Origin of the sequence: Prauserella marina (genome assembly GCF_002240355.1) — a bacterium.
Taxonomy (GTDB): domain Bacteria; phylum Actinomycetota; class Actinomycetes; order Mycobacteriales; family Pseudonocardiaceae; genus Prauserella_A; species Prauserella_A marina.
Genome location: NZ_CP016353.1, coordinates 3,069,295 through 3,082,008 on the forward strand (window position 1 = coordinate 3,069,295; position 12,714 = coordinate 3,082,008).

General features: G+C 69.2%; 12 protein-coding genes. 8 read left to right on the top strand and 4 right to left on the bottom strand.

Features of this window, described 5'->3' with window-relative positions:
* Window positions 1–4: 4 nt before the first annotated feature.
* Genes BAY61_RS14320 through catC form a run of 6 tightly spaced genes read left to right on the top strand, consistent with a single transcriptional unit; the run spans window position 5 to window position 5,113 of the window.
* Window positions 5–958 (top strand): PDR/VanB family oxidoreductase, encoded by a 954-nt coding sequence (locus BAY61_RS14320; protein WP_091798186.1) that lies wholly within the window; start codon window positions 5–7, stop codon window positions 956–958.
* Window positions 959–984: 26 nt separating this feature from the next.
* Complete coding sequence (locus BAY61_RS14325) at window positions 985–1,554, top strand: flavin reductase (protein WP_245866088.1); 570 nt, start codon at window positions 985–987, stop codon at window positions 1,552–1,554.
* The gene (locus BAY61_RS14330; protein ID WP_091798189.1) at window positions 1,551–2,825 is read left to right on the top strand and encodes an amidase; all 1,275 of its coding nucleotides are present in this window, start codon (window positions 1,551–1,553) and stop codon (window positions 2,823–2,825) included. The genes BAY61_RS14325 and BAY61_RS14330 overlap by 4 nt, the downstream gene beginning before the upstream one ends.
* A complete protein-coding gene (locus BAY61_RS14335; protein ID WP_091798192.1) occupies window positions 2,822–3,922 on the top strand; it encodes a mandelate racemase/muconate lactonizing enzyme family protein in 1,101 nt (366 codons plus the stop codon). Before BAY61_RS14330 ends, BAY61_RS14335 begins: the two co-directional genes overlap by 4 nt.
* Before the next feature lie 48 nt (window positions 3,923–3,970).
* The gene (catA, locus tag BAY61_RS14340) at window positions 3,971–4,831 is read left to right on the top strand and encodes a catechol 1,2-dioxygenase (protein ID WP_091798976.1); all 861 of its coding nucleotides are present in this window, start codon (window positions 3,971–3,973) and stop codon (window positions 4,829–4,831) included.
* Between the two features lie 3 nt (window positions 4,832–4,834).
* A complete protein-coding gene (gene catC, locus BAY61_RS14345; RefSeq protein ID WP_091798195.1) occupies window positions 4,835–5,113 on the top strand; it encodes a muconolactone Delta-isomerase in 279 nt (92 codons plus the stop codon).
* A 68-nt stretch (window positions 5,114–5,181) separates the two neighbouring features.
* Here catC and BAY61_RS14350 read toward each other — a convergent pair whose 3' ends face one another.
* The gene (locus tag BAY61_RS14350; protein WP_091798198.1) at window positions 5,182–5,787 is read right to left on the bottom strand and encodes a phosphatase PAP2 family protein; all 606 of its coding nucleotides are present in this window, start codon (window positions 5,785–5,787) and stop codon (window positions 5,182–5,184) included.
* A gap of 114 nt (window positions 5,788–5,901) precedes the next feature.
* Here BAY61_RS14350 and BAY61_RS14355 point away from each other — a divergent pair, with 114 nt between their 5' ends.
* Entirely contained in the window at window positions 5,902–9,060 is a 3,159-nt protein-coding gene (locus tag BAY61_RS14355) for an ATP-binding protein (RefSeq protein ID WP_091798201.1), read from the top strand.
* Between the two features lie 25 nt (window positions 9,061–9,085).
* Here the strand turns inward: BAY61_RS14355 and BAY61_RS14360 are convergent, their stop codons facing one another.
* The 3 genes from BAY61_RS14360 to BAY61_RS14370 are packed head-to-tail and all read right to left on the bottom strand — an operon-like array spanning window position 9,086 to window position 11,555.
* Window positions 9,086–9,940, bottom strand: a complete 855-nt coding sequence (locus BAY61_RS14360) for an ABC transporter permease (RefSeq protein ID WP_091798207.1) — start codon at window positions 9,938–9,940, stop codon at window positions 9,086–9,088.
* Window positions 9,937–10,950, bottom strand: a complete 1,014-nt coding sequence (locus tag BAY61_RS14365; protein ID WP_091798210.1) for an ATP-binding cassette domain-containing protein — start codon at window positions 10,948–10,950, stop codon at window positions 9,937–9,939. Before BAY61_RS14365 ends, BAY61_RS14360 begins: the two co-directional genes overlap by 4 nt.
* 20 nt (window positions 10,951–10,970) lie before the next feature.
* Window positions 10,971–11,555: an NADPH-dependent FMN reductase gene (locus tag BAY61_RS14370; RefSeq protein ID WP_091798213.1), complete on the bottom strand. Its 585-nt coding sequence runs from the start codon at window positions 11,553–11,555 to the stop codon at window positions 10,971–10,973.
* A 154-nt stretch (window positions 11,556–11,709) separates the two neighbouring features.
* On the opposite strand from BAY61_RS14370, the gene BAY61_RS14375 reads away from it, so the two are divergent.
* Window positions 11,710–12,537, top strand: a complete 828-nt coding sequence (locus BAY61_RS14375) for an MOSC domain-containing protein (protein ID WP_091798216.1) — start codon at window positions 11,710–11,712, stop codon at window positions 12,535–12,537.
* Window positions 12,538–12,714: the final 177 nt, after the last annotated feature.

Below are 12,714 nucleotides of genomic sequence, written 5' to 3' on the forward strand. Positions count from 1 at the left end.
TGCGATGAGGACAGTGAAGGTCACCGAGATCGTCGTCGAGGCCGAGGATGTGCGCACCTACCGGCTCGCGCCAGCCGACGGCGGACCCGTGGAGCCCTTCGAGCCGGGCGCGCACATCGACGTCGTCGCCCCCCGCGGCGGCACGAGGCAGTACTCGTTGTGCGGCGCGCCGGGTGAGGATTCTCAGCTCATCGCGGTGAAGCGGGAGCGGCCGTCGAGGGGTGGCTCGGAGAGCCTGCACGAGCAGGTCGCGGTCGGCGACGAACTCGTGGTGAGCGCGCCGCGCAATCTGTTCGCGATCGCGGCGGAGGCGAGCAGGCACGTATTGCTTGCCGCCGGTATCGGGATCACCCCGTTGCTGGCGATGGCACACCGGTTGCTCGCCGACGGTGCCGATTTCACGCTGCACTACTTCGCGTCCTCGGCCGAGCGGGCGGCGTTCACCGGCACGCTCGGCGCGCCCGAGTTCGAGGGCAATGCGCGGTTCCACTTCGGTGTCGACAGGGAAACACAGCTCGCGATTCTCGGTACGGCGCTGTCGCCGGTTGAGTCCGGTCTGGACGGAACGCACGTGTATGCCTGCGGGCCCAAGGGATTCCTTGCCAGAGTCGGGGAACTGGCGGGGGAGCGCGCGATCGCCGACCGGCTCCACGTCGAGCATTTCCAGCCGCTCGAACCCGCCGAGCGCACCGGTGACGAGTTCGAACTGGAACTCGACACCGGCGAGGTGTTCCCCGTCGCGGCGGGACAGTCGATCGTCGACGTGCTGGAGGACAACGGTTACGACATCGAGACCTCGTGCAGGGAGGGCATCTGCGGGACCTGCGTGCTCGACGTGCTCGAAGGCAGCCCCGAGCACAGGGACAACTGCTTGAGCCGCAAGGAAAAGGAAGCCGGCGACCGGATCGCGGCGTGCGTGTCGAGATCGAGGACACCACGCCTGGTCGTCGAACTGTGAACGGTGTGAACGAGATGGAGCCCGTGTTGACCACCCAGTCCCTCACCCAGCCCGCGGTTCCCGCGTCGCCGGTCGCTCCAGCGCCGCCGAGCACGGCCGACTTCCGGGAGGCGATGGCTCACCTTCCCGCCGCGGTCAACATCCTCACCACCGACGGGCCGCGCGGACGTTGCGGGATCACGGTGAGCGCGGCCTGTTCGGTCACCGACTCGCCGCCGACCGTGCTGGTGTGCGTGAACCAGCGCAGCGCGACGCACGACGTGTTCAACGGCAACGGCAGGGTGTGCCTCAACGTACTCGCGGCGGAGGACGAATGGCTCGCACGGCACTTTTCCGGGATGACCGACGTGTCCATGGCCGAGCGGTTCACCTGGGACATCTGGGACCAGTCCGCGCCCGTTCCGTTGCTGCGCGACGCCTTGGTGAACATCGTGGGCGTCATCGCCGACCGGAAATCGATGGGCTCGCACAGCGTCCTGTTCGTGACGATCGAACAGGTGCGTGCGCGCACCGACCGTGACAGCCTGGTCTATTTCAACCGCAGGTTCCATCGCCTTGAAGCTGATCCCGCAGGTGCCGGAGGAGACCGGAAATGACTTCTCGACTGTCCACAATGGTACGCAGGGTCGCCGATGGTGAGGTGTCGCCGAGCGCGCTTGTCGCCGAAACGCTGCGCGGCATCGAAGCAAGGGAAGCCGACCTCGCTGCCTGGGTGCGGCTCGACGAGCGGGGAGCGCTCGCCGCCGCGCGGGAACTCGACGGCGCGGTGCGGGCCGGTCCGCTGCGCGGAATTCCGTTCGGCGTCAAGGACATCGTGGACGTCGCCGGTCTGCCGACGGAATGTGGATCACCGCTGCGCGAGGGCCAGATCGCCGACCGCGACGCCGAGGTGGTCGGCATGCTCCGCCGAGCGGGTGCCGTTCCGGTCGGCAAGACCGTCACCACGGAGTTCGCCTACTTCGCACCCGGCCCCACCCGCAATCCGCACAACCCGGCCCACACGCCAGGGGGCTCGTCGAGCGGTTCGGCGGCGGCCGTCGGCGCCGGTACCGTGCCGCTGGCGATCGGCAGCCAGACGGCGGGGTCACTCACCAGACCGGCCGCGTTCTGCGGCGCCGCCGGTCTCGTCGCGCCGGGGCTGCCGACGGCCGGTTTCGCCGCGCTGGCGCCGTCGCTGGACTCCGTCGGCCTGCTCGCCGCGGCCGTCGCCGACCTGACACTGACCTTCACCGCGCTCACCGGTACCGCGCCGGTGGTGGCGGCGACCCCGCCCTCGCTGGTGGTGTGGAGCGGCACCGAGGTCGCCGACGTCGAGCCCGCGATGACCGCGGCGGTGGCGGAGACGGTGCGGCTCGCGGAGGAACGGGGCGCGCGCGTCACGGGGCTCGGCCTGCCGGAACTGACGCTCGCGCTCGTCGCGGCGCACGAGAAGGTGATGGCCTACGAGGCCGTGCGCGCGCTCGCCGAGGAGGCCCGGCACCCACGACAGCTGAGCCCTCAGCTCGGCGAGCTGCTCGCCACCGGAAGCCGGATCTCGGACGAGGAGTACTACGCTGCCCGGGCGGTCGCGCACCGGCACCGGCCCACCGTGCTCGGCCTGCTCGCGGAAGGCACCTTCATACTCGCTCCCGCCGCCCCCGGCGCCGCGCCGCGAGGGCTCGCCGCGACCGGCTCACCGGTGCTGAGCAGGCCGTGGCAACTGCTGCGGCTGCCCGTGGTGACGGTTCCCGGCTGCCGCACCGAAGACGGCCTTCCGCTCGGTGTCCAGCTCGTCGGGCATCCGGACCGGGTACCGGAACTGCTCGCCGCGGCCGAGTGGGTCGAGGAGCTGACTCGCGCGGTGCCCGCCGGACGGGGCGAGCGGTGAGGATCAGCAAGGTCGAGGCGATCCCCTACGCCATCCCGTACCGCAAGCCGCTGCGCTTCGCCAGCGGCGAGGTGCACACCGCCGAGCACGTGCTCGTCAGGGTGCACACCGACGAAGGGCTGGTCGGCGTCGCCGACGCCCCGCCCCGCCCGTTCACCTACGGCGAGACGCAGGCGTCGGTCCGCGCGGTGATCGACGAACTGTTCGCGCCAGCGCTGCTCGGTGAGTCACCGTTGGCGAGGCAGCGCTGGCACGCGAAGCTGCATCGCACCGTGGGCAATCCGGTGGCCAAGGCCGCGCTCGACATCGCGGCATGGGACGTGATCGGCCAGTCGGCCGGACTTCCCGTCACCGCCCTGCTCGGCGGCTACACCGACCGGCTCAGGGTCGCCCACATGGTCGGCTTCGCCGAACCGGCGAAGATGGTCGCCGAGGCGCGACGGTTTCGCGACGAGTACGGCATCACGACCTTCAAGGTGAAGGTCGGGCGCAGGCCGGCCGAGCTCGACATCGCGGCCTGCCGTGCCCTGCGCGAAGGGCTCGGCGACGAAGCCGAGCTGTACATCGACGGCAACCGGGGCTGGTCGGCTTCGGAATCGGCGCGGGCGCTGCGGATGATGGCCGATCTGGACCTGGCGTTCGCCGAGGAGCTCAACCCCGCCGACGACGTACTCGGCCGCCGCTGGCTGGTGTCGCGATGCCCGATCCCGTTCGTGGCCGACGAAAGCGCGAGCAAACCAGCCGAGGTGGCCCGTGAACTGCTCGGCGGATCCGCGACGGCGATCAGCATCAAGACCGCTCGCACCGGATTCACCGACTCCCAGCGGGTGCTGCATCTGTGCGAAGGACTCGGTGCCGAAGTAGTGCTCGGCAACCAGATCGACGGCCAGCTCGGCACAGCCGCGAGTGTCGTCTTCGGGGCCGCCTTCGCCGGTACCGCGCGCAGGGCGGCCGAACTGTCCAACTTCCTCGACATGAGCGACGACCTGCTCACCGAGCCACTGCGCATCGAGGGCGGCACGCTCCTCGCTCCGTCGGCGCCTGGCCTCGGGGTCGTGATCGACGAGGACAAGCTCGCCCACTACCGCCTCGACTGAGGTACCCGGCCGACCCCACCACCAAGGGACAAGGAAATGGAGAACACCATGAGCGCATCGCAGGCAGGCACGGCGACCGCCGCCGCCTCGGGAGCAGCCGCCACCCAGCGGTTCGTCACCGACAAGTCCGACAAGCCCTCCGGGGCGGCGACGGTCGGCAAGGAGCGGGTCGATCTGCTGGCCCGCGAGGTCATCGAGGCGGTGCACGCCACCATCCGCGAGCACAAGGTGACCTACGCCGAGTACAACGCGCTGAAGGCATGGCTGATCAAGGTCGGCGCGGACGGCGAGTGGCCGCTGTTTCTCGACGTGTGGATCGAGCACGCCGTCGAGGAGGTCGCCAACGAGAACCGGAGCGGAAGCAAGGGAACCATCGAGGGCCCCTACTACGTGCCGGACGCGCCCCGGCTTCCGGCAGAGGCGGCGCTGCCGATGCGAGAGGGCGAGGCCGGTGTGCCACTGGTGTTCCGGGGCACGGTGACCGGCGCGGACGGGACGCCGTTGCCGTCGGCGACAGTGGAGATCTGGCAGGCCGACGACGCGGGATACTACTCGCAGTTCGCGCCCGGCATTCCCGAGTGGAACCTGCGAGGAACCGTCGTCGCGGGTGAGTCGGGCGAGTTCGCGATCAGCACGATCGAACCGGCGCCGTATCAGATCCCGACCGACGGCGCGTGCGGTGAACTGATCGCCGCGGCGGGCTGGCACGCGTGGCGCCCCGCGCACCTGCACCTCATAGTGTCGGCGCCCGGGTACCGCACCCTCACGACGCAGCTGTACTTCCGGGGTGACACACACATCGGCGACGACATCGCCTCCGCCGTGAAACCCGAGCTGATCCTCGACCCGGTCGCCTCGGCGGGCGGCGGACGTGAGGTCGGTTACGACTTCGCGCTCGACAGGGAGTGACGCATGCTGTTCGCGGTGCGCATGACGGTGCGGATTCCCTCCGATCTGAACCCGGAGGTCAGGGCCGACCTGGTCGCGAAGGAGAAGGAGTACGCGCGGCGGCTCCAGCGTGAGGGGGAGTGGCTGCACCTGTGGCGGCATGCGGGCAAGTACGCCAACCTCAGCGTCTTCGACGTCGCTGACAACGAGCGGCTGCACGAAGTCCTGTGGAACCTGCCGCTGTTTCCCTATCTGGAGTTCGAGATCACCCCGCTGGCGAAGCATCCGTCGGCGCTGGCCTGAGCCGTGCCGGTGCGGGGTCATGGCGGCCCCGCACCGGGCGGGTCCACAGTGGAGTATCGCTCGCGGCCTCAGGCGATGAGCGCGTAGATTCCGCCGCCGACGAGCGCTCCGGCGACGGTACCCGCGATGACCTGCGCGCTGGTGTGATCGCGGGACACGACGCGCGACCAGCACACCGCGGCCACGACGAGTGACAGTGACCACAGCAGGACGCCGTGAATGACCACGAGGATCACCGTCGCGCCCGAGGCGACGGCGGCGTGCATGCTGATCTTCCAGCGGATCGTGATCGCTCCCGTGACCAGCAGGCTCGCGATCATGCACACGTCGAGCGCGACGAGCGGCCATGGCGCGCCGAGCAGGAGAAGCAGGCCGAGGCCGAGCGCGCTGAGCGCGATGAGCACGAGGAACGGAATCAGCCGCCCCTCGCGATCACGCACGTGGTGGCTGTCCCAGCGCTGGGTACGCGCTCCCCAGACGATGACGGCCATCGGCAGGATGCTGCTGGTGAACGCGACGAGCAGGCCCCACAACAGGGTGGGACCGAGCGCTCCGGTCGCCTCCCAGGCGACGGCCAGCGGTAGCAGCAGCACGATCACCCACGGCGCGAAGACCTCGCTCAGCAGCTTCGCGAGCATCGTCGTGCCACCCGGTGAGCCGGGTTCCTCCCGCATCCTTTTCCCCCATGAGAAACGTCGTGTGCATGGTGACACCCTGCCGCCGCGACGGTCGCGGCAGGGCGAAAAAACAGGCATTCGCGGCGCGTGATGACTACTGTCGAGCTCGTCATGCGTACCCAAGACACTGGTGGCGCGCTCATCGGCAGGGAACATCCCGCTGCCCTGTTGCGCGCCGAGATCACGAGAGCGACGGAGAGTCACGGCGGCCTGGTGCTGGTCACCGGCGAGGCCGGTATCGGCAAGACCACGCTGGTCACCGGCACGGCCGAGGAGGCGAGGGCACTCGGCGCGCTGGTCGTCGGCGGTGCCTGCTGGGACTCGGAGGCCGCGCCGGGGTACTGGCCGTGGGTTCAGGTGTTCCGCGGCCTGCGCAGGGCGGCGACGGACCAGGAATGGGCAGCGGCACGCGAGGCCGCCGGTGACGGGCTCGGGGTGCTGCTCGGCGAGGCCGGTGCCGAGGTGCCGGACACCTTCGCGCTCTACGACTCGGTGACCAGCGCGCTGGTCGCGGTGTCGGCGCACAGGCCGGTGCTCGTCGTACTCGACGACGTGCACTGGGCCGACACCGCGTCGCTGACGCTGCTCGAATTCGTCGCGAGGCACACCTGGTTCGAACGGTTGCTGCTGGTGGGAACCTACCGGGACGTCGAGGTGGAGGCCGCCGAACACGTGCTGCGGCCCCGGATCACCGCGCTCGTCGCCGCCGCGACCACCATCACGCTCACCGGTCTCGACGTCGAGGGCGTCACCGCGCTGATGGAACGCACGACGGGAGCGGTGCCCGATCCCGCGCTCGTCGCCGAGGTGCACCGCCGTACCGGCGGCAACCCGTTCTTCGTCGAGCAGACGGCGCGACTGTGGCACAGCGACGGATCGGTCGCGGCGGTTCCGCCCGGTGTTCGCGACGCGGTGCGCAGAAGGATCTCGCTGTTGCCCGCCCCGGTGTCCCGCATGCTCACCGACGCCGCGGTATTGGGCGGTGTCTTCCATCGTCAGGTGCTCGCCGCGATGGGAGCCGACCCGGTCGCCAAGGTCGATCGCCTGCTGGAAAGAGCCATGGCCGCGCGGCTCGTCGTCGCCAAGGGCAACGGCGCTTTCGCTTTCGCCCACGACCTGGTCAGGGAAACGCTGCGGGACGAGCTCGGCGAAGGGGAACTGCGCTCGCGGCACGCGGCCGTCGTCACGGCGGTCGGCTCGGCGCCCTCGCTGGCCGAGCGGGTGTTCAAAGGCGACCTCGCCAGGCACGCCGTGCGGGCCGGTGACGAGATCGCGGCCGAGAAGACCACGGAACTGTTGCTGGCCGCGGGAAGGGACGCCGCGATCAGGATGGCTTTCGACGAGGCGATCGGGCACTTCCGTACCGGCGCCGCACTCGCGAAGCGGCACTTTCCCCGGCGCTACATCCTCATCATGGGCGAGCTGGCGCAGGAACTGCTGACGATCGAGCGGACCGAGGAGGGCGTCGCCGTCGTCGGCGAGGCCGCCGCGTACGCGCGCGCTCACGACGATCCCGTGCTGCTCGGGTCGATCGCGCTGAGCACCCACATCGCCGACCACGGGCGGCGGCGCGAATTGTCGCGGGCCTTGCTGTCCGAAGCACACCCGCTGTTGACGGGAAGCGACGAGGACGAGGTCGCGGACCGCCCGCTCAACCAGCTCGCCATCGAGGTCGCCGTCCGGCTGCAGAGCCTCGCGAGGGAAACCGGCGACGATGAGGGACTCGCGCTCAGCCTGTTCGCACAGCACAACATGAGCTGGGGGACCGGCAACGCCGAGGACCGGCTGGCGATGGTCGACGAGCTGGCGGCCGTCGCCCGCCGCACCGGTGACACCGAATCCGAGCAGTACGCGGTATCACTGCGCTGGGTCGCCTTGCTTGAGCGAGGCGATCCGGCCTACCAAGGACAGATGGCGCGGTTCGCCGAGATGATCGAGCGTAGCGGCGACACCCGGATGTGGCTCGCCTCCGTGGTCGACCGGTGCATCGTGGCGGCGTTCACGGGACGGTTCGCCGAAGCGGAGACATTGCTGCTGGAGGCGGAGAGATTCGTCGAGCAACAGGACCGCACACACATCGACACCGCGGCGCGGCACCTGCGCTGGTTGCTTGCCTACCAGCGGGGCAGGCTCGACGAGCTGGACGCCATGGCGGGCACGCTGATCGAGGGCGCGATACACCGGCCCCGGCTGCTGAGGGCGATGAACGAACTGGCAAAGGGGGAGACCGCGTTCGCACTGCGTTACCTGAGGGACGTGTGCGAACGCGGCGAAGGTCAGTCCATCATGGACATGGGATTGTGGCTGCGGTTCCAGGCGCAACTCGCGGCCGCCACCGGCGACCCGGAGTTGTGCGAACGGGCGAGGAAGGCGTTGCTGCCACACGCCGGTACTTACCTGGTGTCGATGTTCGGGTTCGACATCAGCGGTCCCGTGACCTACTGGCTGGGGCGGCTCGACGCCGCGCAGCAACGCTGGGACGAGGCCGTCGGCCGATTCGCCGCCGCGAAACGCTCGGCGGAGCGGATGGGATCGCGGCCGTGGGCCGCGGAGGCGGGTGCCGGGCTCGCGAAGGCGCTGGCGGCAAGGGGAAACGACGGCGACGACGTCAGGGCGGACAAGCTGCGGGCCGAGGTCGCGGCCGAGGCGGCGGAACTGGGGATGCGGCATCTCCTCCCTGCCGGGGACACCCCGGGGGAGGCCGACCATGCCGCCGCGGACACCACCAACGAGTTCCGCTTCACCGGCGACGTGTGGTCGCTGTCGATGGCAGGTGACACGGTTCTGATGCCCGATTCCAAGGGGCTGCGCGATGTGCACACGCTGTTGCGGCAGCCGGGAACCGACATCCCGGCCGTGGCGCTGCTCGATCCGGCCGGTGGTGACGTCGTCGTCGCGGCGAAACGCCTCGGTGGTGATCCGGTGCTCGACGACGAGGCCAAAGCGCGGTACCAGCGCAGGCTCACCGCGCTCGACGAGGAGATCGAGGCCGCGATCGCGAGTGGAGCCGACGCCAAGGCCGCTGGCCTCGACCGCGAACGGGACGCGCTGTTGCGAGAGTTGCGCACGGCGGCCGGTCTCGGCGGCAGGACACGCAGGCTCGGAGACGAAGCCGAAAGGGCCCGCAAAACGGTGTCCGCCCGGATCAGGGACACGCTGCGCAAATTGGACGATCGTCATCCCGCCCTTGCCACGCACCTGCGAGCCGCGGTCTCGACCGGTGCGAATTGCCGCTACACGCCCGAATCCGGGGTGCGCTGGCGGTTGTGAACCGCGAGCGCACCCCGGAGACAGGTCACTTGCGGTTGTAGAGCCGCATCGTGAGGGTTCCGAAGATCGCCAGCAGCGCCGCGGAGGCCACCAGCGTCCAGGTGATGTGGCCGGTTTCCCACCTGCCCTCCATCAGCCCGCGCACGCCACCGACGAGGTGGGTGATCGGGTTGACGTCCACGAAGGACTGCAACCAGCCCGGCATGGTCCTCGGGTCGACGAACACGTTGCTGAGGAACGTCATCGGGAACAACACGAGCATGCTGACGCCGGTCACGGCGCGTTCGGTGCGCAGCAACAGCCCGAACATCGTCCAGATCCAGGAGAACGCGAACGAGAATACGATGAGCAGCGCGACGCCCGCGAGCACGCCGCCGATTCCGCCACCGGGGCGGAAACCCAGCACGAGCCCGAGAACCAGGATCACCGTCGAGGCCATCAGGTAGCGCACCATGTCACCGAGCAGCGCGCCGACCAGTGCCGAAGGCCGCCAGATGGGCAGCGTCCTGAACCGGTCGAACACCCCCTTCTCGATGTCGCTGTTGACCCCGATCCCGGTGTACATCGTGATCATCACGACGTTCATCACCAGTATCCCGGGAAGCAGGTATTGCAGGTAGTCCCCTGTCGATCCGGCGAGTGCCCCTCCGAAGAGGTAGGTGAACATCAGCGTCATGATGATCGGGAAGAGCGTCACGTCGACCATCTGCTCGGGAAGATGCTTGATCTTGAGCATCGCCCGCCAGCCGAAGGTGGTCGACGCGGCCAGCGCGCTCGGCCGGGGAGGCGGTTCTCCCGAGGCCAGAACGGCGTTGAGCCTGTCGGCGGCCGGTGTGTACTCCGTGGCCTGATCGGTTTCCTTGGTCGCGGCGGTGGTCATGCCGCTGCCCCCTTCGTGTTCGTGTGGTTGGTGTTCGCGCGGTTGGTACGGTCGGTGAGCGCGAGGAAAACCTCGTCGAGGCTTGGCTGGCCCAGCGAGAAGTCGTCGACGGTGATACCCGCCTTCGCGAGCTCGGCCAGGCCCTTCGCCGCGTGCTCGGCCGCGCCGGAACCCGATTCGCCTGCCGCGATCCGCGCGGTGAGCGCGAGCGGGTCGGCGTCGAGCTGGACGCTGGTTGCCAGCGTCCTGCTCAGAATCGTTTCGGCCTCACCGCGGTCGGCGGGGTTGCGCAGTCGTACGTGGACGGTGCCGTTGCCCACGGAGGACTTGAGCTGTCCGGGCGTGCCCTCGGCGATGACCTTGCCGGTGTCGATGACGGCGATGCGGGACGCGAGTTGATCGGCCTCGTCGAGATACTGCGTGGTGAGCAGCACGGTCGTGCCCCTTGCCACGATGATCCGCACGATGTCCCACACCTGGTTGCGGCTGCGTGGATCGAGGCCCGTCGTCGGCTCGTCGAGGAACAGCAGGTCCGGCGTCTTGATGATGCTCGCGGCGATGTCGATGCGACGGCGCATCCCGCCCGAGTAGTTCTTCACCGAACGGTCACCGGCCGCGGTGAGCCCGAACGCGTCGAGCAACTGTCCGGCCCGCTCACGCGCGGCCGGTTTGCGGTGTCCGTAAAGCCTTCCGAGTAGAATCAGGTTCTCGGCCCCCGTCAGGTCCTCGTCGATCGAGGCGTACTGACCGGTGAGGCTGACCCGGCCGCGCACGGCGTCGGCTTCCCGCACGACGTCCTTGCCGAACACCTTCGCCTGGCCCCCGTCCGGCCGCAGCAGCGTCGCCAGCATGCGGACCGCCGTCGTCTTGCCTGCGCCGTTGGGGCCGAGAACGCCGTACACCGTGCCGGCCGGCACCTCCAGGTCGATGCCGTCGACCGCCCTGTTCTGGCCGAAGATCTTGACCAGTCCCGACGTTTCGATCGCGAGGTCGGCCGTGTGCTTGCTCATGTTTCGTCCTTTCTTTGCTGTCAGCAGGTGTAGGGCTCCGCCGCGCGAGCGTTGCGCAGCGCGCGGCCCCACCAGGTGAGCTGGTCGAGCATGGCGTCGGCGACCACGGCCAGTTCCCCCCTGACGGGCGGCCGTCCCTTCTCGTCGATGCCGGGGCCGAACAGGTTGAAGCTCACCGTGTCGCGCATCGTCACGACGTGCAGTTCGGTGAACACCGCCCTGAGTTGCTCGACCGCGAAGAAGCCCTCGGAACGACACCCGTAGGAGACGAACCCCGCCGGTTTTCCGTGCCACTCGTCGTAGGCGTAGTCGATGGCCTGTTTCAGCGAAGCCGGAAAGCTGCGGTTGTATTCGGGCGTCACCACGACGAACGCGTCCGCCTCCTCGATCGATCCCGCGAACCGCCGCATGTCGGCCGTCGGGGTCTCGGGCAGGCGCGCCGGAAACGCGAAGGCGGCCAGATCCAGCACCGAGATCTCGATGTCGGTGCGCTGCCGGGCCACCTCGGCGAACCATTCGCCGATCGCGGCACCGGCCCTGCCTTCCCTGGTGCTGCCGATGATCGTGGCGACGCGCAGTGCCCCTGTGGGCTCGTTCCGTGACATCCGGCTTCCTTCCCGTGTCTTCGGCGTCGTCGGCTCACCCCATAGGCGCGAGACGGCGGCCAGGTATCCGCTAGATCAGATCTAGCGGATACCGTCTCCGTGGTGGCTCGCCGCGAGACGACGGCGGGCCGATCGGCTGGCGGAGGCGCGAAAGGTGACACGGGAAGCCGGAACGGCCAGTGAGCGGACCGGGCGGGTCGCCGCCCTTTTCGTGTACCCGGTCAAGGGATTGAGCCCGCAGCGCGTGGAGACCTTGCCGGTCGAGCCCGGCCGTGGCATCGACGGCGACAGGGTGTTCGCGCTGGCGAGGCCGGAAGGCCGCTACGTCAAAGGGCAGCGGCAGCCCTTGCCGAAGGGCCAGTTCTTCATGCTCGCCCGCGACGCGAGGCTCGCGGACCTCGGCACTCACTTCGACGCGCGGTCCAACCGGCTGACGGTCGCGGTGCGAGGACACGAGGTGCTTTCGGCCGATGTGTCCACCGAGGATGGTGAGCGGGCGGTGACCGCGTTCTTCGGCCGCGTGCTCGATTGTGATCCCGCGCTGCCACCGGTACTCGCCCGCGAGCGGGACCGCCGGTTCACCGACGTCTCCGTGGTGTCCGACAGCATGATGAACGCGGTGTCGATCATCAACCTCGCCTCGGTGCGTGATCTGGAGCGGCGTGTCGGGGCGCCCGTCGATCCGTTGCGGTTCCGCGCCAACATCTACGTCGAGGGGCTGCCCGCCTGGTGCGAGAGGGAACTCACCGGTGAGGATCTCGGCATCGGGACGTTGCGGCTGCGCGGGGTGCTGGCGACGAAGCGATGCGCGGCGACGGAGGTCAACCCGGAAACGGCCGAGCGGGACCTGGCCGTTCCCCGGCTGCTGCACGGTGAGTACGGGCACGTCGAGATGGGCTGGTACGCGGAGGTCACCGGCGGAAACGGCCCGGTTTCGCTCGGCGACCGGGTCGAGTGCGGCGTCGTGAGCGCCCCCTCGTGAGCGAGCACCGCGATCTGGTTCTCGGGGAACGGGAAAGGCGAAACCATCTCGTGCCGTGTGTGTCGAGGACGGCTTCCCCTTCCATCGTGGTCGGGCCGTGCGGGGGGATGAGGAAATAACAGATGCACCTTTCCATTATCGCTGGATAGCGAGTTGTAAACGGCGCTTGTCGTTCGC